19 protein-coding genes are annotated in these 18,235 nt (G+C 63.3%); 17 read left to right on the top strand and 2 right to left on the bottom strand.

All coding sequences use genetic code 11. From position 1 onward, the window contains the following. Positions 1-59: 59 nt before the first annotated feature. Together LMTR21_RS22375 and LMTR21_RS22370 are read right to left on the bottom strand one after the other, a co-directional pair. Complete coding sequence (locus LMTR21_RS22375; protein WP_065750655.1) at positions 60-1,352, bottom strand: spinster family MFS transporter; 1,293 nt, start codon at positions 1,350-1,352, stop codon at positions 60-62. 40 nt (positions 1,353-1,392) lie between these two features. Continuing rightward, positions 1,393-2,583: an aromatic ring-hydroxylating dioxygenase subunit alpha gene (locus tag LMTR21_RS22370; protein ID WP_065750656.1), complete on the bottom strand. Its 1,191-nt coding sequence runs from the start codon at positions 2,581-2,583 to the stop codon at positions 1,393-1,395. A gap of 200 nt (positions 2,584-2,783) precedes the next feature. On the opposite strand from LMTR21_RS22370, the gene LMTR21_RS22365 reads away from it, so the two are divergent. From LMTR21_RS22365 to LMTR21_RS22285, 17 genes are all read left to right on the top strand, one after another. Beyond that, positions 2,784-3,299, top strand: coding sequence for a MarR family winged helix-turn-helix transcriptional regulator (locus tag LMTR21_RS22365; protein ID WP_065750657.1), 516 nt, complete (start codon positions 2,784-2,786; stop codon positions 3,297-3,299). Positions 3,300-3,501: 202 nt separating this feature from the next. Further along, positions 3,502-3,867, top strand: a complete 366-nt coding sequence (locus LMTR21_RS22360) for an NADH-quinone oxidoreductase subunit A (RefSeq protein WP_065750658.1) — start codon at positions 3,502-3,504, stop codon at positions 3,865-3,867. Next, positions 3,858-4,451 carry a NuoB/complex I 20 kDa subunit family protein gene (locus LMTR21_RS22355; RefSeq protein ID WP_065750659.1) on the top strand — a complete coding sequence of 198 codons (594 nt, stop codon included), beginning with the start codon at positions 3,858-3,860 and terminating at the stop codon, positions 4,449-4,451. Before LMTR21_RS22360 ends, LMTR21_RS22355 begins: the two co-directional genes overlap by 10 nt. A gap of 11 nt (positions 4,452-4,462) precedes the next feature. Continuing rightward, the gene (locus LMTR21_RS22350) at positions 4,463-5,074 is read left to right on the top strand and encodes an NADH-quinone oxidoreductase subunit C (RefSeq protein WP_065750660.1); all 612 of its coding nucleotides are present in this window, start codon (positions 4,463-4,465) and stop codon (positions 5,072-5,074) included. 2 nt (positions 5,075-5,076) lie between these two features. After that, positions 5,077-6,267 carry an NADH-quinone oxidoreductase subunit D gene (locus tag LMTR21_RS22345; RefSeq protein ID WP_065750661.1) on the top strand — a complete coding sequence of 397 codons (1,191 nt, stop codon included), beginning with the start codon at positions 5,077-5,079 and terminating at the stop codon, positions 6,265-6,267. Beyond that, positions 6,267-7,223 (top strand): FkbM family methyltransferase, encoded by a 957-nt coding sequence (locus LMTR21_RS22340; protein ID WP_065750662.1) that lies wholly within the window; start codon positions 6,267-6,269, stop codon positions 7,221-7,223. Before LMTR21_RS22345 ends, LMTR21_RS22340 begins: the two co-directional genes overlap by 1 nt. 11 nt (positions 7,224-7,234) lie before the next feature. Beyond that, positions 7,235-7,846 carry an NADH-quinone oxidoreductase subunit NuoE gene (nuoE, locus tag LMTR21_RS22335; RefSeq protein ID WP_065750663.1) on the top strand — a complete coding sequence of 204 codons (612 nt, stop codon included), beginning with the start codon at positions 7,235-7,237 and terminating at the stop codon, positions 7,844-7,846. Then, positions 7,846-8,058, top strand: coding sequence for a hypothetical protein (locus LMTR21_RS22330; RefSeq protein ID WP_065750664.1), 213 nt, complete (start codon positions 7,846-7,848; stop codon positions 8,056-8,058). Before nuoE ends, LMTR21_RS22330 begins: the two co-directional genes overlap by 1 nt. Before the next feature lie 21 nt (positions 8,059-8,079). After that, complete coding sequence (gene nuoF / locus LMTR21_RS22325) at positions 8,080-9,405, top strand: NADH-quinone oxidoreductase subunit NuoF (protein ID WP_065750665.1); 1,326 nt, start codon at positions 8,080-8,082, stop codon at positions 9,403-9,405. 5 nt (positions 9,406-9,410) lie between these two features. Continuing rightward, complete coding sequence (locus LMTR21_RS22320; RefSeq protein ID WP_141688079.1) at positions 9,411-9,899, top strand: hypothetical protein; 489 nt, start codon at positions 9,411-9,413, stop codon at positions 9,897-9,899. A 7-nt stretch (positions 9,900-9,906) separates the two neighbouring features. Beyond that, entirely contained in the window at positions 9,907-11,982 is a 2,076-nt protein-coding gene (gene nuoG, locus LMTR21_RS22315) for an NADH-quinone oxidoreductase subunit NuoG (RefSeq protein ID WP_065750667.1), read from the top strand. Between the two features lie 10 nt (positions 11,983-11,992). After that, a complete protein-coding gene (gene nuoH / locus LMTR21_RS22310; RefSeq protein WP_065750668.1) occupies positions 11,993-13,063 on the top strand; it encodes an NADH-quinone oxidoreductase subunit NuoH in 1,071 nt (356 codons plus the stop codon). A gap of 7 nt (positions 13,064-13,070) precedes the next feature. Continuing rightward, positions 13,071-13,565 (top strand): NADH-quinone oxidoreductase subunit NuoI, encoded by a 495-nt coding sequence (gene nuoI, locus LMTR21_RS22305; RefSeq protein ID WP_065750669.1) that lies wholly within the window; start codon positions 13,071-13,073, stop codon positions 13,563-13,565. Between the two features lie 119 nt (positions 13,566-13,684). Then, complete coding sequence (locus LMTR21_RS22300) at positions 13,685-14,323, top strand: NADH-quinone oxidoreductase subunit J (protein ID WP_065750670.1); 639 nt, start codon at positions 13,685-13,687, stop codon at positions 14,321-14,323. Next, positions 14,320-14,628, top strand: a complete 309-nt coding sequence (nuoK, locus tag LMTR21_RS22295) for an NADH-quinone oxidoreductase subunit NuoK (protein ID WP_057840508.1) — start codon at positions 14,320-14,322, stop codon at positions 14,626-14,628. The genes LMTR21_RS22300 and nuoK overlap by 4 nt, the downstream gene beginning before the upstream one ends. 7 nt (positions 14,629-14,635) lie before the next feature. Next, complete coding sequence (gene nuoL / locus LMTR21_RS22290) at positions 14,636-16,708, top strand: NADH-quinone oxidoreductase subunit L (RefSeq protein WP_065750671.1); 2,073 nt, start codon at positions 14,636-14,638, stop codon at positions 16,706-16,708. Beyond that, positions 16,708-18,216 carry an NADH-quinone oxidoreductase subunit M gene (locus LMTR21_RS22285; protein WP_065750672.1) on the top strand — a complete coding sequence of 503 codons (1,509 nt, stop codon included), beginning with the start codon at positions 16,708-16,710 and terminating at the stop codon, positions 18,214-18,216. Before nuoL ends, LMTR21_RS22285 begins: the two co-directional genes overlap by 1 nt. The last annotated feature ends 19 nt before the right edge of the window (positions 18,217-18,235 follow it).

Raw genomic sequence — 18,235 nt, 5'->3', positions numbered from 1 at the left:
CGACCAGTCACGACAAAAACAGTAATTAAAACAGTGGGAAGAGGGTGGGGCGAGCCGGATCAACTCGCCCGCTCGATGTCGCCCCGGATCGACCGCGCCGCCCAGATGAAGAGCAGCGCCCCGAGCACACTGGTGACGGCGGCGGAGAGCAGCGAATAGCGCACGGCGTGGGCGCCAAAGTCACCCCTGAGCGCGTCATTGAGCATGCCGACCGCGAGCGGGCCCACGCCCTGGCCGAATCCGGCCGCCATCAGCAGCATGATCGCCGAGGCTAGCGCCCGCATGCTCGGCTTGGCGACGGTCTGCGCGATCGCAAAGATCGGGCCGAGTTGGAAGCCGGCGAGGAAGGAGGTCGCCGCCAGCGTCACCACCATGGTGGCGAAGTCCGGCGTCAGCATGCAAACGGCAAACACCGGGCCGGCGAGGCCCGAGGTGATCGCGGGTGCCCACAATTTCCAGCGATCGTCGCGCCGGCCGATCTGGGCCACGATGATTCCGCCGAGCAGCGTGCCGGCGATGCCGCACAGTCCCTTGAAGGTGCCGGCATAGGTGCCGATCTCCGCGCTCGACAGATGATGCACCCGCGCCAGGAACGGCGGGATCCAGGCCGAGGTCGCGTAATTGGTGTAGGTGGTCAGGCAGAAGCCGACGAGCAGGATCACGAAAGTCCGCTGCGAGGCGAGGAAGCCGAGCGTCGGCCCGAGCGGCTCCGGCGTGAACGTTTCCGCCATCGCCCCGCGCTTCGGCTCGGAGACCGTCAGCCACAGCACTGCGGCGAGCGCGAGGCCGGGCAGGCCCGCGGTGTAAAACGCCATCCGCCAGCCGTAGTACTGGTTGACGTAGCCGCCGATGAAATAGCCAAGGAAGACGCCGAGATAGGTGCCGATGGCAAAGATGCCGAGCGCGCGCGGCCGCTCGTTCTTGCTGAAGAGATCGGCGATGATTGACTGCGAGGCCGGCGTGCCACCGGATTCGCCGATGCCGACGCCGATACGCGCCAGCGCCAGCAGCGCAACGCTCTGCGCCATGCCGCAAAACACCGTCATCGCGCTCCAGAACGCCAGCGCGATCGTCACGATGTTGCGGCGGTTATAGCGGTCGGCGATGCGCGCGATCGGGATGCCGAGCAGCGAATAGAATAGTACGAAGCCGAAGCCGGCGAGCAGCCCCATCGTGGTGTCGCTGAGCGCAAACTCCTTTTTGATCGGCTCGATCAGGACGTTGAAAATGGTGCGATCGAGGAAGTTCAGCGCATAGACGACGGTCAATAGCGCCAGCACATAATAGCGCCGGAGCGACGGCCTTGTAGCGGATTCGACCTGAGCGGCCGCCTGCGGTGCGACGTCGACCATGCTTCCCCCTGGATTTTTTATTGTTGCCGAGCCGGGCGGCTCAGGCGTCGCGAATGAAATTCCCTGCCTCGAATTCAATCGGCGGCGCGTTTTGCTCAAACGAGACGCCGATGGGATCGCGCCCCGCGGCCATCGCCGCGAGTTGATCACTCAGCATCCGCCGGATCATCAGGATGCCGCGGTCGCTCTGGCCGAAATGTTCTTCCGAATGCAGCGTCACCGGGCCCTGGCCGACCTGCGCCTCGTAATCGCCGGGGAATTGCTGGTGCTCCCGTTCGGTCATGTCCCACCAGAATTTTCCATTGAATTTGGAACGCATCCGCCCGATATCGCCTGATGTCTTCACGCGGCCGGCGACATAAATACGGAACGACGTATCGTCGATCGGCAGCGTCCAGCCGATCGATTCGACGCGCGCGAATTGCCCCACGCGCGGGTTGGGCACCACGCGCAGCGTGGGGAGGGCGGCTTCCGTCACGCGGTAAAACACTTTGCCGTCGTCCTGATGCCGGATCGAGCGCACGGTGACGCCGCGCGACGACATCTCGAACTTCACCTCCGGCATCGAGGCCATCATGTTGGTGAACTGCGGGCCCGAGAACGATCCGTGCAGCACCGGCACGTGGTAGGGATCGACCACGTTCTCGAAATGCTGCAGCCAGTTGCAGGGAATGATTGCGGGGCCGCCGCCGCCGATCGAGGAATCATCGGCCTCGACGAACTCACCGTCGTCCATCTTCTCCAGGCATTCGTAGCGCGGCAACGCCGGCCTTTTCTCTGATGGTCCGAGATAGGCGAAGATCAGGCCGTAGCGCTCCTGCAGGGGATACCAGGGCTGCCGCACCTTGTCCTTGAACAGGCCGCCCTCGGGCTCGCAGGGCTGTTCGAGGCAATGGCCCTCGGTGTCGAATTTCCAGCCGTGATAGCAGCAGCGGATGCCGTCTTCCTCGACCTTGCCGTAGTAGAGCGTGGTGCCGCGATGGCAGCAGCGGGCGTGGAGCAGGCCGGCGCGGGCGTGCTTGTCGCGAAACAGCACCAGGTCCTCGCCGAGCACGCGCACTTTTCTGGGGATATCGGTGGCGTCGGATACGAGGCCGACGGGGTGCCAGTAGCGCCGTAACAGTTCGCCCATCGGCGTGCCGCGGCCGACCGAGGTCAGCTCGGTCCGCGTGGTGGACGGCTTCATGGCGTAACCAGTCCCGAGATCGCGATCCCGCTGCGTGATGGTCATCCCGTTTCCTCCCGCCACGGCATTGGCGCCGCGGTCGTTGAACTATTCCAGGGAGTGAAAGCGTAATAGATGACAATGTCAACGATTTTTCGATTGGCTTATCCGATGACCCTATTCGATGGTCTTATCCGCGCGGGCCATGTGCGATGGTCTTGCTACACGGTCTTGGCACCAGGCCGCTTTGTTGGCAGAGGTTTGCAATGAGCCGGAAGCTGGGAAAGCAAACCGCGTCATTACCTGCGGCCGATGACGCCGCGGAGCTGGCGCCGATTACCGCGATGATGTCATCGCGGCTGATGGTGCTGGCGAACCTGCTCAAGCGCGGTGCGATCCTCCGTTACAAGCGGCTGACAGGGCTGTCCTCGGTGGAATTCGGCCTGGTGGCTTCGCTGGGCCGCCGGCCGCCGATGAGTGTTATCCGGCTCGCCGAAGCGGTCGGCATGGACAAGGGGCAGATCAGCCGGGCGCTGGCGGAACTGGTCGCGCGCAAGCTGGTCGCCAAGGAGGTCAATCCGCAGGACAACCGCGAGACGCTGGTTTGCCTGACCAAGGCGGGGCTGGCGGCCCATGACGCGATTGTGGCCGGCTCGCAGGAGCGCAACCGGCGCCTCCTGGAACAGCTCGGCAAGGACGAGCTGGCGGTGCTGCTCGACCAGATCGATCGGCTCACGGATACGGCCGCCCAGATGCTCGCCGATGAGAAGGATTTGAACTGAAAATGCGGGCACCATGCCGCCCGCCTTGCGTTGGTCGGGAGAGGCAGGAACGCAACACTTTTTGGTGTTCTGCCAACGCATCGGGGGCGGGCTTGGGCGTCAGGGCGGCTTGTCTTGCGCCCTCTGTTGCGCTGCGCTAAGGCAAGAATAATTCCAATCAACGAATCTGCGGCCCTCGAAACCGCAGGAAAAGGCACCGCCGATGACCGGCATCCTGCAAGATTACCTTCCACTTGTCGTGTTTATCGGAGTGGCGAGCCTGATCGGTCTGGCACTCCTGATCGCCCCGTTCCTGGTCGCGTTCCAGCAGCCGGATCCGGAAAAGCTCTCCGCCTATGAATGCGGATTCAACGCATTCGACGACGCCCGCATGAAGTTCGACGTGCGCTTCTACCTGGTCGCGATCCTCTTCATCATCTTCGACCTCGAAGTGGCGTTCCTGTTCCCGTGGGCGGTCGCGTTCGGCAAGCTGGGAGCCACCGGCTTCTGGTCGATGATGGTGTTTCTCGCCGTCCTCACGGTCGGCTTTGCTTATGAGTGGAAGAAAGGCGCGCTCGAATGGGATTGAGCCCGACAGCAACCCGCGGCTCTTCGCCTGATATTGCGCAGGCGCCGAAGGGCATTCTCGATCCCTCGACCGGCAAGCCGGTCGGGGCCAACGATCCGTTCTTCCTCGAGGTCAACCACGAGCTTTCGGACAAGGGCTTCTTCGTCGCCGCCGCCGACGACCTGATCACCTGGGCGCGCACCGGCTCGTTGATGTGGATGACGTTCGGCCTCGCGTGCTGCGCGGTCGAGATGATGCAGGTGTCGATGCCGCGCTACGACGTCGAGCGGTTCGGCTTTGCCCCGCGCGCTTCGCCGCGGCAGTCCGACGTCATGATCGTCGCAGGCACGCTGACCAACAAGATGGCGCCGGCGCTGCGTAAGGTCTACGACCAGATGCCCGAGCCGCGCTACGTGATCTCGATGGGATCATGCGCCAACGGCGGCGGCTACTATCACTATTCCTACTCGGTCGTGCGCGGCTGCGACCGCATCGTGCCGATCGACATTTACGTGCCCGGCTGCCCGCCGACGGCGGAAGCGCTGCTCTACGGCGTGCTGCTGCTGCAGAAGAAGATCCGGCGCATCGGGACCATCGAACGCTAAGGTTTTAGGTAATGGACGACGGCAAGCTCGAGGCCCTTGGGCAGACGATTGTTAGCGCGCTTGGCGGCGCGGCCAGCGCCCATGCGGTCGCGTTCAACCAGCTCACCATTACGGTTGATGCGACCAGGATCGTCGAGGTCGCAAAATACCTGCGCGATGATCCGGCGCTGCGCTTCGTCAACATCACCGACGTGACCGCGGTGGATTACCCCGGCCGCGAGAAGCGTTTCGATGTCGTCTATCACCTGCTGTCGCCGACGCTGAACGAGCGCATCCGCGTTCGCGCCGAGGCCGACGAGAACACGCAGGTGCCCTCGATCATCGACGTGTTTCCCGGCGCCGACTGGTTCGAGCGAGAAGCCTACGATCTCTATGGCGTGATCTTCACCGGCCATCCCGACATGCGGCGGCTCCTGACCGATTACGGCTTCGACGGTCATCCACTGCGCAAGGATTTCCCGCTGACCGGCTTCGTCGAGGTCCGCTACGACGACCAGGAGAAGCGGGTGCTCTACGAACCCGTCCGTCTCAACCAGGAATTCCGCAAATTCGATTTCCTCTCGCCATGGGAAGGCGCCGATTATCCGCTGCCGGGCGATGAGAAGGCGGAGCCGAAGGCCTGACCATGAACGAACAGAATCTTCGCAATTTCACCATCAACTTCGGGCCGCAGCATCCTGCGGCGCACGGCGTGTTGCGTCTCGTCCTTGAATTGGACGGCGAAGTCGTCGAGCGCGTCGATCCACATATCGGCCTGCTTCATCGCGGCACGGAAAAGCTGATCGAGCAGAAGACCTATTTGCAGGCGATCCCCTATTTCGACCGGCTCGACTACGTCGCGCCGATGAATCAGGAGCATGCCTTCTGTCTCGCGGCGGAAAAGCTGCTCGGCATCGCGGTGCCGCGCCGCGGGCAACTGATCCGCGTGCTGTACTGCGAAATCGGCCGCATCCTGTCGCATCTGCTCAACGTCACCACGCAGGCGATGGACGTCGGCGCGCTGACCCCGCCGCTGTGGGGCTTTGAAGAGCGCGAAAAGCTGATGGTGTTTTACGAGCGCGCCTCCGGCTCGCGCATGCACGCGGCCTATTTCCGCGTCGGCGGCGTGCATCAGGACCTGCCGCCGAAGCTGATCGACGACATCGAGGCCTGGTGCGACCCGTTCCTGCAGGTGGTCGCCGATCTCGAAACGCTCCTGACCGGCAACCGCATCTTCAAGCAGCGCAACGTCGATATCGGCGTGGTGTCGCTGAAGGAGGCCTGGGAGTGGGGTTTCTCCGGCGTGATGGTGCGCGGCTCGGGCGCGGCGTGGGACCTGCGCAAGGCGCAGCCCTATGAGTGCTACGACGAGATGGATTTCGACATCCCGATCGGCAAGAACGGCGACTGCTATGACCGCTATCTGATCCGCATGGAAGAGATGCGTCAGTCCGTGCGCATCATGAAGCAGTGCATCGCGAAGCTGCGCGCGCCGGACGGTCAGGGGCCGGTCGTCGTCGAGGACAACAAGATCGCGCCGCCCCGCCGCGGCGAGATGAAGCGTTCGATGGAAGCGCTCATCCACCACTTCAAGCTCTACACTGAGGGCATGCGCGTGCCGGCCGGCGAGGTCTATGCCGCGGTCGAGGCGCCGAAGGGCGAGTTCGGCGTCTATCTGGTCTCCGACGGCACCAACAAGCCCTACAAGTGCAAGATCCGCGCGCCGGGTTTTGCCCATCTGCAGGCGATGCATCACATCTGCAAGGGACATCTGCTCGCCGACGTCTCGGCGATCCTCGGCTCGCTCGACATCGTGTTCGGAGAGGTCGATCGGTGATGGCGCAGGCGCCCATCCAGTTTGACCGGGCTTCGGGCGTACTCGAGGGTGCGAACGCATGGGAGCGTTTGGCCGCGCTTGCGCTGGTGCTGGGGTCGAAGGTGGCGTCGAATTTCTCGCACCGCGGCTACAACATGTGCGCCAACCTGTTGCGCACGACACTGCCGGAGCGCGGCATCCAGATCAAACTCAATCCCGACGCCACCTTCGAGTTTCCCTATGGCGACGGCTACTGGAGCAAGCTGCTCAACCGCACCTACAGTTACGAGAACGAACTCGAACTGCTGTTTCAGGATTCCGCCGACGTCGACTACACGCTGCTCGATTGCGGCGCCAATTACGGCTACTGGTCGGTCTTGGTGTCGAGCAAGCCGTTCGGGTCGCACAAGGCGATTGCGATCGAGCCGTCGGGGCAGAATTTTCCGAAGCTTGCCAACAACGCCAAAATCAATGGCAACCGTTTCGAAGTCATGAAATGCGCGATCGGCGCTGCGCGCGGGACCGCGCGTCTATCAGGCACCAAGCACGAGGCCTTCAGCATCGCCGGCGACCAGTCGGCAGGCGAGGAGGTGCCCGTCATCGCGCTCGACAATCTGCTCGATGACGGCAAGGTCGCCCCCGGCGGCAAATACCTGATCAAGCTCGACGTCGAGGGCGTCGAGATCGAAGCCATGAAGGGCGGCGCGCGGCTGATGCAGGCCGACAGCGTGCTCTTGTGCGAAGAGCACGGCAACGACCCCAAGCATACCGTCTCGCGCTACATCCTCGATCAATCGCTGAAGCTGATCGTCTACGATCCGCGCAGCCATCGCCTTGAAACCGTGACCGACCTTTCGATTCTAGATCGGATCAAGGTTTCAACCCATGTCGGCTACAACGTGTTCGGCACCGCAAGTGCATTCTGGCTCGCCCGGATCGATGCGCTCAATGCGAAAGCCGCGCGCCGCGTGCAATGAGAGACTGAACGATGTCCGTCCGCCGCCTCGCACCGAAGGAATTGCAGCCCGCAAGCTTTGCGTTCACGGACGAGAATCTCGCCTGGGCCAAGGCGCAGATCACCAAGTATCCGCCGGGCCGTCAGGCGTCGGCCGTGATCGCGATCCTGTGGCGCGCGCAGGAGCAGAATGAGGGCTGGGTTTCGGAGGCCGCGATCCGTGTGGTCGCTGACATGCTCGATATGCCCTACATCCGCGTGCTGGAAGTGGCGACCTTCTACACCATGTTCCAGCTCCAGCCGGTCGGCAAGAAGGCCCATGTGCAGGTCTGCGGCGCCACGCCGTGCCGGCTGCGCGGCGCCGAAGACATCATCAAGGTGTGCCAGAGCCGCATCCATCACGATCCCTTCCATCTGTCGAAGGACGGCAATTTCAGCTGGGAAGAGGTCGAGTGCCTCGGCGCCTGCGTGAATGCGCCGATGGTGCAGATCTGGAAGGACACCTACGAAGATCTGACCAAGGAAACCTTCGGCAAGGTGCTGGACGGCTTCGCGTCGGGCAATCCGCCGAAGCCGGGACCGCAGATCGACCGTCAGTTTTCGGCGCCGGCAGGCGGGCCGACGACGCTGAAGGAGTCCACATGATGCGTAACGGCACTTTGCCCGTAAGCGGGCCGGGAAGGGGCAGCGCGATGAAGAACTGGCGCTATATCGGCATGCACGCCGTCGCGGCGGCGGCATTCATCTTTCTGCTGCAGCGTTACGGGCTGAACAACACGCTCGAATCCAGCCTGTTGTGGGCGCTGACCTTCGGCGGATGCGCCGCAGGGTTGGCCTACGCGCAGTCCAAACGTTGATCCCCTAGGAAGCTTCAAGTCATGCTCGACGACAAGGATCGCATCTTCAAGAACCTCTACGGCCTCCACGATTGGGGGCTGGAGGGCGCGCGCCGCCGCGGCGCGTGGGACGGCACCAAGGCGATCATCGACAAGGGCCGCGACTGGATCATCAACGAGATGAAGGCCTCCGGCCTGCGCGGGCGCGGCGGCGCGGGTTTCCCAACCGGGCTGAAATGGTCGTTCATGCCCAAGGAATCCACCGATGGGCGGCCGAGTTATCTGGTCGTCAACGCCGACGAGTCCGAGCCCGGCACCTGCAAGGACCGCGAGATCATGCGGCACGATCCGCATCTGCTCGTGGAAGGTTGCCTCTTGGCAAGCTTCGCGATGAACGCGCATGCCTGCTACATCTATGTGCGCGGCGAATTCATCCGCGAGCGCGAGCGCCTGCAGGCCGCGATCGACCAGGCCTATGATGCGAAGCTGGTCGGCAAGGATAACCTTAATGGCTGGCCGTTCGACATCTATGTCGCGCACGGCGCCGGCGCCTATATCTGCGGCGAAGAAACCGCGCTGCTGGAAAGCCTCGAAGGCAAGAAGGGCCAGCCGCGGCTGAAGCCGCCATTCCCGGCCAATGTCGGCCTCTATGGCTGCCCGACCACCGTCAACAACGTCGAATCCATCGCGGTCGCCCCCGACATCCTGCGCCGCGGCGCGGCGTGGTTCGCCGCGATCGGCCGGCCCAACAATGTCGGCACCAAACTGTTCTGCGTCTCCGGTCATGTCGAGCGGCCCTGCAACGTCGAAGAGGCGATGGGAATTCCGTTCCGCGAACTGATCGAGCGTCACTGCGGCGGCATTCGCGGCGGCTGGGGCAATCTGAAAGCCGTGATCCCCGGCGGCTCGTCGGTGCGCATGGTGCCGGCCGAGCAGATCATCGACACGCCGATGGATTTTGACAGCCTCAGCAAGCTGCGCTCCGGCCTCGGCACCGCCGCTGTCATCGTGATGGATAAATCGACCGATTTGATCCGGGCGATCGCGCGCATCTCCTATTTCTACAAGCATGAGAGCTGCGGCCAGTGCACGCCGTGCCGTGAGGGCACAGGCTGGATGTGGCGCGTGCTGTCGCGCATGGCCGAGGGCCGCGCCCACAAGCGCGAAATCGACATGCTGCTGGAGGTGACGAAGCAGGTCGAGGGACACACGATCTGCGCCCTCGGCGACGCCGCGGCGTGGCCGATCCAGGGCCTGATTGCGCATTTCCGGCATGAGATCGAGGAGCGGATCGCCCAGTACTCGCACAAGGCCGACATCGACGATATCGGTGTGCGCGATCCCGTGAACATGGTTGCAGCTGAGTGATCGCGATGTCGCAACCGAGCTTCTGGTGGCAGAGATACGGGACGCTTGCGCAGATGGCGCAGGCGACCGTGGCGCTGCTCGGCTTTGTTGCGATCCTGTTCCAGATCAACGAAATCCGCACCGGTAATCGCGCGTCCAGCGCGCGGCAAGCGTTCCTGGGCTACACCGATCTGGCGTTCAAGAATCCGAAATTCGCGCAGCCGGACTATGAGAAGATCAAGGCTAGCGGCCGCGACGAGCAGGTGCAGTATGAGAGCTTCGTCACCTACTTCCTTTACGCCTGCGAGGAAGCGATCGGTGCGTTCGCGGGAAAGCGCGAGTGGCTGGCCTCCTGCGATTACGACATGAAGCCGCATCTGCCGTTCCTGTGCGAGAAGAACGCGGCGCAGCCGGCCTATCTCGCCACCTATGGCGCCGAGACCCAGCAATGGATCAAGACGTCGCTGAAGACCGCCAGCGTTACACCGCCAGACTGCAAGCTGGGAAAGACCTGAGACCGCAATGACCAAACTCATCATCGACGGCAAAGAGATCGATGTACCCGCAGAATTCACGCTGCTGCAGGCGTGCGAGGCCGCGGGCGCCGAAATTCCGCGCTTCTGCTACCACGAGCGGCTGTCGATCGCCGGCAATTGCCGGATGTGCCTCGTCGAGGTGAAGGGCGGCCCGAAGCCGGTCGCAAGCTGCGCCTGGGGCGTGCGCGACTGCCGACCGGGTCCGAAGGGCGAGCCGCCGGAAATCTCGACGCGTTCGCCGATGGTGAAGAAGGCACGCGAAGGCGTGATGGAATTTCTGCTGATCAACCACCCGCTGGATTGCCCGATCTGCGACCAGGGTGGCGAGTGCGATCTGCAGGACCAGGCGATGGGCTATGGCGTCGACACCTCGCGCTTCGCCGAGAACAAGCGCGCGGTCGAGGACAAGTATCTTGGCGCGCTGGTCAAGACCTCGATGAACCGCTGCATCCAGTGCACGCGCTGCGTCCGCTTCTCCGCGGAAGTCGCCGGCGCCCCGGAAATGGGCGCGACCGGCCGCGGCGAGGACATGGAGATCACGACCTATCTGGAGCAGGCGCTGACATCCGAGCTGCAGGGCAATCTCGTCGATATCTGCCCGGTGGGCGCGCTGACCTCGAAGCCTTATGCCTTTGCCGCGCGTCCGTGGGAGCTTGGCAAGACGCAGTCGGTCGACGTCATGGATGGCGTGGGCTCTGCGATCCGTGTCGACACCCGCGGCCGCGAAGTGATGCGCATCCTGCCGCGCATCAACGAGGCCGTGAACGAGGAATGGATTTCCGACAAGACCCGCCACGTCGTCGACGGCCTGCGCACGCAGCGGCTCGACCGGCCCTATATCCGCGACAACGGCAAGCTCCGCCCCGCGTCGTGGCAGGAGGCCTTCGCGGCTGTTGCGGCCAAGGTGAAGATGAGCGACGGCAAGCGCATCGGCGCCATTGCCGGCGATCTCGCCGCGGTCGAAGAGATGTTCGCGTTCAAGGATCTGCTGGGACAATATGGTTCGACCAACCTGGCGGTGCAGGGCGGCGACGCCTTCGACCCGAAGCTCGGCCGCGCGACATACATCTTCAACCCGACCATTGCCGGGATCGAGCAGGCCGATGCGCTCTTGATCATCGGCGCCAATCCGCGCAAGGAAGCCGCCGTGCTCAACGCGCGCATCCGCAAGCGCTGGCGCACCGGCCAGCTCAAGGTCGCGCTGGTCGGCGCCAAGGCCGATCTCACCTATGATTACGACTATCTCGGCGCGGGCACCGATACGCTCAACGACCTCGCCAGCGGCAAGCATTCTTTCATCGAGGTGCTGAAGGGCGCCAAGCACCCGATCGTGCTGGTCGGCGCCGGCTCGCTGTCGCGGCATGACGGCGCCGAAGCGCTGGCGCTGGCAGCCAAGGTCGCGACGGGCGTCGGCGCGCTCAAGGACGGCTGGAACGGCTTTGCCGTGCTGCAGGACACCGCCTCGCGCGCGGGCGCGCTCGACATCGGCTTTTCGGCTGGCAAGGCCGGGCTGACCCTGGCGCAGATGACGACCTTCGGCACGCTCGACGTGCTGTTCCTGCTCGGCGCCGACGAGGTGAAGGTGCCGGACGGCACGTTCGTGGTGTATATTGGCACCCATGGGGATCGCGGCGCCCATCGCGCCGATGTCATCCTGCCGGGCGCGGCCTATACCGAGAAATCCGGCCTCTTCGTCAACACCGAGGGCAGGGCGCAGATCGCCGCCCGCGCGGCATTCCCGCCCGGGGAAGCACGCGAGGACTGGGCGATTGCGCGGGCGCTGTCGGATGTGATCGGCAAGAAGCTGCCCTATGACTCGCTCGGGGCATTGCGCCAGGCGCTGTTCAAGGCCGTGCCGCACCTGATGCGGATCGACCAGATCGAGCCCGGCAAGGCCGAGCAGGTCAAGGCGCTGGCGGGCAAGAGCGGCAAGGTCGACAAGAGCCCGCTGAAATCGTCCGTCGAGGATTTCTACCTGACCAACCCGATCGCACGGGCCTCGGCGGTGATGGCGGAATGTTCCCGGCTGGCGGCCGGGCGAATGCTGACGGCAGCGGAGTGAGCGTGATCTGATGGCTGATTTGTTCGCAAGCCCGTTCTGGACCGGTTTTCTCTGGCCGCTGATCGTGATGGTCGCGCAGAGCGTCCTGCTGCTCGTCGTGCTCCTGATCGCGATCGCCTACATCCTGCTCGCCGACCGCAAGATCTGGGCGGCGGTGCAGATCCGTCGCGGCCCCAACGTGGTCGGCCCCTGGGGCCTGCTGCAATCCTTCGCCGATCTTTTGAAGTTCGTCCTGAAGGAACCGGTCATTCCCTCCGGCTCCAACAAGGGCGTGTTCCTGCTGGCGCCGCTGGTGTCCTGCGTGCTGGCGCTGGCCGCCTGGGCCGTGATCCCGATGGATCTCGGCTGGGTGATCTCGGACATCAATGTTGGCGTGCTCTACATCTTCGCGATCTCGTCGCTGTCGATCTACGGCATCATCATGGCCGGCTGGTCGTCGAACTCGAAATACCCGTTCCTGGCTGCGCTTCGCTCGGCCGCGCAGATGGTGTCCTACGAAGTCTCGATAGGCTTTGTCATCATCACGGTGCTGCTGTGCGCCGGCTCGCTCAATCTCTCGGCCGTGGTGGAAGCGCAGAATACCCGCGGCTTCGCCAGCCTGATCGGCCTGCCGCAGCTTACTATCCTGAACTGGTATGTGTGGCCGCTGTTCCCGATGTTCGTGGTGTTCTACGTCTCGGCGCTGGCCGAGACCAACCGCCCGCCGTTCGACCTGGTGGAAGCGGAATCCGAGCTGGTCGCGGGTTTCATGACCGAATACGGCTCGACACCGTATCTGCTGTTCATGCTCGGCGAATATGTCGCGATCACCACGATGTGCGCGCTGGCGACGATCATGTTCCTCGGCGGCTGGCTGCCGCCGGTGGCGCTGCCGCCGTTCACCTGGATACCGGGGGTGGTCTGGTTCGCGCTAAAGCTGTTCTTCATGTTCTTCATGTTCGCGATGGCAAAGGCGATCGTGCCGCGCTACCGCTACGATCAACTGATGCGGCTCGGCTGGAAGGTGTTCTTGCCGCTGTCGCTGGCGGCGGTGGTGATCGTCGCCGGTGTGCTGCAATTCGCCGGCATCGCGCCGAAGTGAGGCCATCATGAGTGTCAACGTCAACGCAACGGCCCGCGGGCTTCTCTTGAGCGAATTCGTATCGGCGTTCTTTCTCGCCATGCGCTATTTCTTCAAGCCGAAGCCGACGCTGAACTATCCATTCGAGAAGGGACCGATCTCGCCGCGTTTCCGTGGCGAGCACGCGCTGCGCCGCTATCCGAACGGCGAGGAGCGCTGCATCGCCTGCAAGCTGTGCGAGGCGATCTGCCCGGCGCAGGCGATCACGATCGAGGCCGGCCCGCGCCGCAACGACGGCACCCGCCGCACGGTGCGCTACGACATCGACATGGTGAAATGCATCTATTGCGGGCTGTGCCAGGAAGCCTGCCCGGTGGACGCCATCGTCGAAGGGCCGAATTTCGAATTCGCGACCGAGACCCGCGAGGAACTCTACTATGACAAGGCCAAGCTGCTCGCCAATGGCGATCGCTGGGAACGCGAGATTGCGAAAGCAATCGAGCTCGACGCGCCGTACCGGTGAGGTGAGGGCATGATCCAGATTTCAACGTCATTCCGGGATGGTCCGAAGGACCAGATCCGGAATCTCGCGATTCCGGGTTCACGCTTCGCGTGCCCCGGAATGACGAGAGGGCCATTCGCATGATCCTTCCCGCGCTCTTCTTCTATCTCTTTGCCGGCGTCTGCGTGGCCTCGGCGGTCATGGTGATTGTGTCGCGCAATCCCGTGCACTCCGTGCTGTATCTGATCCTGGCCTTCGTCAACGCCTCGGGCTTGTTCGTGCTGATGGGCGCCGAATTCCTCGGCATGATGCTGATCGTGGTCTATGTCGGCGCGGTCGCCGTGCTGTTCCTGTTCGTGATCATGATGCTCGACGTCGATTTCACCGAGCTGCGCGAGGGCTTTATCGAGTATCTGCCGATCGGTCTGGTGATTGGCGGCATTTTCCTCGCCGAACTACTGCTGGTCGCGGGCGGATGGGTCATGAAGCCCGAGACCGCCAAGCAGATCTCGGCGGCGATCCCGATGAATGTCAGCAACACCGAGGCGCTCGGGCTGGTGCTCTATACGAAGTACATCCATTACTTCCAGATCGCCGGCATGGTGCTGCTGGTCGCCATGATCGGAGCGATCGTGCTGACGCTGCGCCACAAGGCCAAGGTCAAGCGGCAGGACATCAACGTGCAGAACGCGCGCACGCCGGAGCTGGCGATGGCCGTGCGCAAGGTGGCGTCCGGGCAGGGGCTGCAGGATTCGGATGCGGCGGAGTGGGTGAAATGACGATCGGTCTGGGGCACTATCTCGCGGTCGCCGCCATCCTGTTCACGATCGGGATCCTCGGCATCTTCCTGAACCGCAAGAACATCATCGTCATCCTGATGTCGATCGAGCTGATCCTGCTCGCCGTCAACATCAACCTGGTGGCGTTCTCGACCTTCCTCGGCGACATCGTCGGGCAGGTGTTCGCGCTCTTGGTGCTGACGGTCGCGGCCGCGGAGGCCGCGATCGGTCTTGCGGTGCTGGTGGTGTATTTCCGCAACCGCGGTTCGATCGCGGTTGAAGACGTTAATCTGATGAAGGGCTGAAGCGGCTATGGTTCAGGCAATCGTCTTTCTGCCGCTGCTGGGCGCTATTCTGGCCGGCCTGATCGCGCTGTTCGGCGCGCATGCGCGCAATCCGAGCGGCGATGAGGTCGAGCATCACGACCACGGGCATGGCGATCAAGGTCATGGCGACCACGCGCATGCGTCGGCTGCCCATGGCGACCACGGCCACGACGATCACCATGTCTCGGAGCCGCCGGCGCAGGGTTCGCGCGCGGCCGAGTTGATCACCACCGGCCTGCTGATGATTTCGGCGCTGCTGTCCTGGATCGTGCTGGTCGATGTCGGCTTCCAGCACCACGACGCCCGGATTGCGCTGTTCCCCTGGATCAATTCCGGCGATCTGCAGGTTTCCTGGGCGCTGCGCGTCGATACGCTGACCGCCGTGATGCTGGTGGTGGTCAACACCGTCTCCTCGCTCGTGCACCTCTATTCCATCGGCTACATGGACGAGGACCCGTACCGGCCGCGCTTCTTCGGCTACCTCAGCCTGTTCACCTTCGCGATGCTGATGCTGGTGACGGCGGACAATCTGGTCCAGCTTTTCTTCGGCTGGGAAGGCGTCGGTCTCGCCAGCTATCTCCTGATCGGCTTCTGGTATCAGAAGCCATCGGCGAACGCGGCGGCGATCAAGGCGTTCATCGTCAACCGCGTCGGCGATTTCGGCTTTGCGCTCGGCATCTTCGCCGTATTCATGCTGCTCAAGACCACCGACTTCGAGACCATCTTTGCCGGCGCGCAGGGGCTGACCGGCAAGACCATCAACTTCTTCGGCTGGAACGCCGATGCACTGACCCTGATCTGCCTGCTGCTGTTCATGGGCGCGATGGGCAAATCGGCGCAGTTCCTGCTGCACACCTGGTTGCCGGACGCGATGGAAGGCCCGACGCCGGTCTCCGCGCTGATCCACGCTGCGACCATGGTCACCGCCGGCGTGTTCATGGTGGCGCGGCTGTCGCCGCTGTTCGAACTGGCGCCCAACGCGCAGGCCGTCGTGATGTTCTTCGGCGCCACCACCGCGTTCTTTGCCGCGACCGTCGGCCTCGTCCAGAACGACATCAAGCGCATCGTCGCCTATTCGACCTGTTCGCAGCTCGGCTACATGTTCGTGGCGATGGGAGCAGGGGCCTATTCGGTCGGCATATTCCATCTGTTCACGCATGCCTTCTTCAAGGCGCTGCTGTTCCTGGGGTCCGGCTCGGTGATCTACGCGATGCATCACGAGCAGGACATCCGCAACATGGGCGGGCTGTGGCGCAAGATCCCTTACACCTATGCCGTGATGGTGATCGGCACGCTTGCGCTGACCGGATTCCCGCTGACTGCGGGCTATTTCTCCAAGGACGCGATCATCGAGTCGGCCTATGTCGCGCACAATCCGTTCGCGTATTACGGCTTCGCGATGACGGTAATCGCGGCCGGCCTGACCTCGTTCTATTCGTGGCGCTTGATCTTCAAGACGTTCCACGGCGAACCGCATGACCAGCATCATTATGAGGCCGCCCACGAGGCGCCGCTGTGGATACTGATTCCGATCGGCATCCTCGCCGCCGGATCGATCCTGGCCGGCTACCCGTTCAAGGAAGTGTTCGCAGGTCACGGCGTGGAAGAGTTCTTCCGCGAGTCGCTGAAGATGCACCCGCACATCATCGACGAGATGCACCACATTCCGAAGACCATCGCCTGGCTGCCGACGGTCATGATGGCGATCGGCCTTTACATCTCTTACGTCTTTTACATCCGCCGGCCGTACATTCCGGTCCAGCTCGCCCGCGAGCACCCGATGCTGTACCAGTTCCTGCTCAACAAATGGTACTTCGACGAGCTGTACGACCTCATCTTCGTCCGCCCGACGAAGTGGCTCGGCCGCTTCCTGTGGAAGAAGGGCGACGGCTTCGTCATCGACGGCTTCGGCCCGGATGGCGTCTCGGCGCGCGTGCTCGATGTCACCCGCAATGTGGTGAAGATCCAGACGGGCTACCTCTATCACTATGCCTTCGCGATGCTGATCGGTGTCGCCGGGCTGATCACCTGGTTCATGTTCGGCTTGGGAGGCCAGTAATGACAACCTGGCCTATCCTTTCGGTCGTCACCTTCCTGCCGGTCATCGGCGCGGTGGCGATCTACCTCACCCGCGGCGATGATGAAGCGGCGCGGCGCAATGCGCGCTGGATCGCGCTGTGGACCACGTTGGTCACCTTCGCAGTGTCGCTGATCCTGGTCTGGCGCTTCGATGCCGCCAGTGCAGATTTCCAGTTCGTCGAAAAGGCGAACTGGCTTGCCAGCGGCATCACCTATCACATGGGCGTCGACGGCATCTCGCTGCCGTTCGTGATCCTGACCACGGCGCTGATGCCGTTCTGCATCATCGCGAGCTGGAAGTCCGTCACCAGCCGCGTGCGCGAATACATGATGGCGTTCCTGTTCCTGGAAACGCTGATGGTCGGCACCTTCTCGGCGCTCGATCTCGTGCTGTTCTATCTGTTCTTTGAAGGCGGCCTGATCCCGATGTTCCTGATCATCGGCGTCTGGGGCGGCCCGCGCCGGGTCTATGCGTCGTTCAAGTTCTTCCTCTACACGCTGCTCGGCTCGGTCCTGATGCTGCTCGCGATCATGGCGCTGTACTGGAATGCCGGCACGACCGATATCCCGACGCTGATGCAAACCGCGGTGCCGCGGTCCTTGCAGACCTGGGCGTGGCTGGCGTTCTTTGCCTCCTTTGCGGTGAAGATGCCGATGTGGCCGGTGCATACCTGGCTCCCCGATGCGCACGTCGAGGCGCCGACCGCGGGCTCGGTGATCCTGGCCGCGATCCTGCTGAAGATGGGCGGCTACGGTTTCCTGCGCTTCTCGCTGCCGATGTTCCCGCTGGCGTCGCATGACTTCGCGCCGCTGATCTTCTCGCTGTCGGTGATTGCCATCGTCTACACCTCGCTGGTGGCCTTGATGCAGGAAGACATCAAGAAGCTGATCGCCTATTCATCGGTGGCCCATATGGGCTTCGTCACCATGGGTATCTTCGCGGCGACCACCCAGGGCGTTGCTGGCGGCGTGTTCCAGATGGTGTCGCACGGCATCGTCTCCGGCGCGCTCTTCCTCTGCGTCGGCATCGTCTACGACCGCATGCATACCCGCGAGATCGCCGCCTATGGCGGCCTCGTCAACCGGATGCCGCTCTATGCGATGGTGTTCATGGTCTTCACCATGGCCAATGTCGGTCTGCCCGGCACTTCCGGCTTCGTCGGCGAATTCATGACGCTGCTCGGCACCTTCAAGGTCTCGATCCCGACCGCGACCTTTGCCACCCTCGGCGTCATCCTGTCGGCTGCTTACGCGCTGTGGCTCTATCGCAAGGTGGTGTTCGGCGCGCTGACCAAGCCGTCGCTCGCCAGCATCAAGGATCTGACGCCCCGCGAATGCCTGACGCTGCTTCCGCTGGTGTTCCTCACCATCCTGTTCGGTGTCTATCCGAAGCCGGTGCTCGACATGTCGGCGGCCTCGGTTCAGCAACTCGTCAACAATTACAATGCCGCCGTGACTGCCGTGAAGGCAGCCGCGCTGGTCCAGTAACGTAGCGTTTTCAAGCGAA

Source organism: Bradyrhizobium paxllaeri (assembly GCF_001693515.2).
GTDB classification, from domain to species: Bacteria; Pseudomonadota; Alphaproteobacteria; order Rhizobiales; family Xanthobacteraceae; genus Bradyrhizobium; species Bradyrhizobium paxllaeri.
Note: the sequence above shows the minus strand (reverse complement) of the source record. Positions and strands in the feature narration are given on the sequence as shown.

What these genes read in the sequence shown, in the direction of transcription:
- LMTR21_RS22375 (WP_065750655.1), bottom strand. Translation starts at nt 1,352, where the DNA reads ATGGTCGACGTCGCACCGCAGGCGGCCGCTCAGGTCGAATCCGCTACA.
- LMTR21_RS22370 (WP_065750656.1), bottom strand. Translation starts at nt 2,583, where the DNA reads ATGACCATCACGCAGCGGGATCGCGATCTCGGGACTGGTTACGCCATG.
- LMTR21_RS22365 (WP_065750657.1), top strand. Translation starts at nt 2,784, where the DNA reads ATGAGCCGGAAGCTGGGAAAGCAAACCGCGTCATTACCTGCGGCCGAT.
- LMTR21_RS22360 (WP_065750658.1), top strand. Translation starts at nt 3,502, where the DNA reads ATGACCGGCATCCTGCAAGATTACCTTCCACTTGTCGTGTTTATCGGA.
- LMTR21_RS22355 (WP_065750659.1), top strand. Translation starts at nt 3,858, where the DNA reads ATGGGATTGAGCCCGACAGCAACCCGCGGCTCTTCGCCTGATATTGCG.
- LMTR21_RS22350 (WP_065750660.1), top strand. Translation starts at nt 4,463, where the DNA reads ATGGACGACGGCAAGCTCGAGGCCCTTGGGCAGACGATTGTTAGCGCG.
- LMTR21_RS22345 (WP_065750661.1), top strand. Translation starts at nt 5,077, where the DNA reads ATGAACGAACAGAATCTTCGCAATTTCACCATCAACTTCGGGCCGCAG.
- LMTR21_RS22340 (WP_065750662.1), top strand. Translation starts at nt 6,267, where the DNA reads ATGGCGCAGGCGCCCATCCAGTTTGACCGGGCTTCGGGCGTACTCGAG.
- nuoE (WP_065750663.1), top strand. Translation starts at nt 7,235, where the DNA reads ATGTCCGTCCGCCGCCTCGCACCGAAGGAATTGCAGCCCGCAAGCTTT.
- LMTR21_RS22330 (WP_065750664.1), top strand. Translation starts at nt 7,846, where the DNA reads ATGCGTAACGGCACTTTGCCCGTAAGCGGGCCGGGAAGGGGCAGCGCG.
- nuoF (WP_065750665.1), top strand. Translation starts at nt 8,080, where the DNA reads ATGCTCGACGACAAGGATCGCATCTTCAAGAACCTCTACGGCCTCCAC.
- LMTR21_RS22320 (WP_141688079.1), top strand. Translation starts at nt 9,411, where the DNA reads ATGTCGCAACCGAGCTTCTGGTGGCAGAGATACGGGACGCTTGCGCAG.
- nuoG (WP_065750667.1), top strand. Translation starts at nt 9,907, where the DNA reads ATGACCAAACTCATCATCGACGGCAAAGAGATCGATGTACCCGCAGAA.
- nuoH (WP_065750668.1), top strand. Translation starts at nt 11,993, where the DNA reads ATGGCTGATTTGTTCGCAAGCCCGTTCTGGACCGGTTTTCTCTGGCCG.
- nuoI (WP_065750669.1), top strand. Translation starts at nt 13,071, where the DNA reads ATGAGTGTCAACGTCAACGCAACGGCCCGCGGGCTTCTCTTGAGCGAA.
- LMTR21_RS22300 (WP_065750670.1), top strand. Translation starts at nt 13,685, where the DNA reads ATGATCCTTCCCGCGCTCTTCTTCTATCTCTTTGCCGGCGTCTGCGTG.
- nuoK (WP_057840508.1), top strand. Translation starts at nt 14,320, where the DNA reads ATGACGATCGGTCTGGGGCACTATCTCGCGGTCGCCGCCATCCTGTTC.
- nuoL (WP_065750671.1), top strand. Translation starts at nt 14,636, where the DNA reads ATGGTTCAGGCAATCGTCTTTCTGCCGCTGCTGGGCGCTATTCTGGCC.
- LMTR21_RS22285 (WP_065750672.1), top strand. Translation starts at nt 16,708, where the DNA reads ATGACAACCTGGCCTATCCTTTCGGTCGTCACCTTCCTGCCGGTCATC.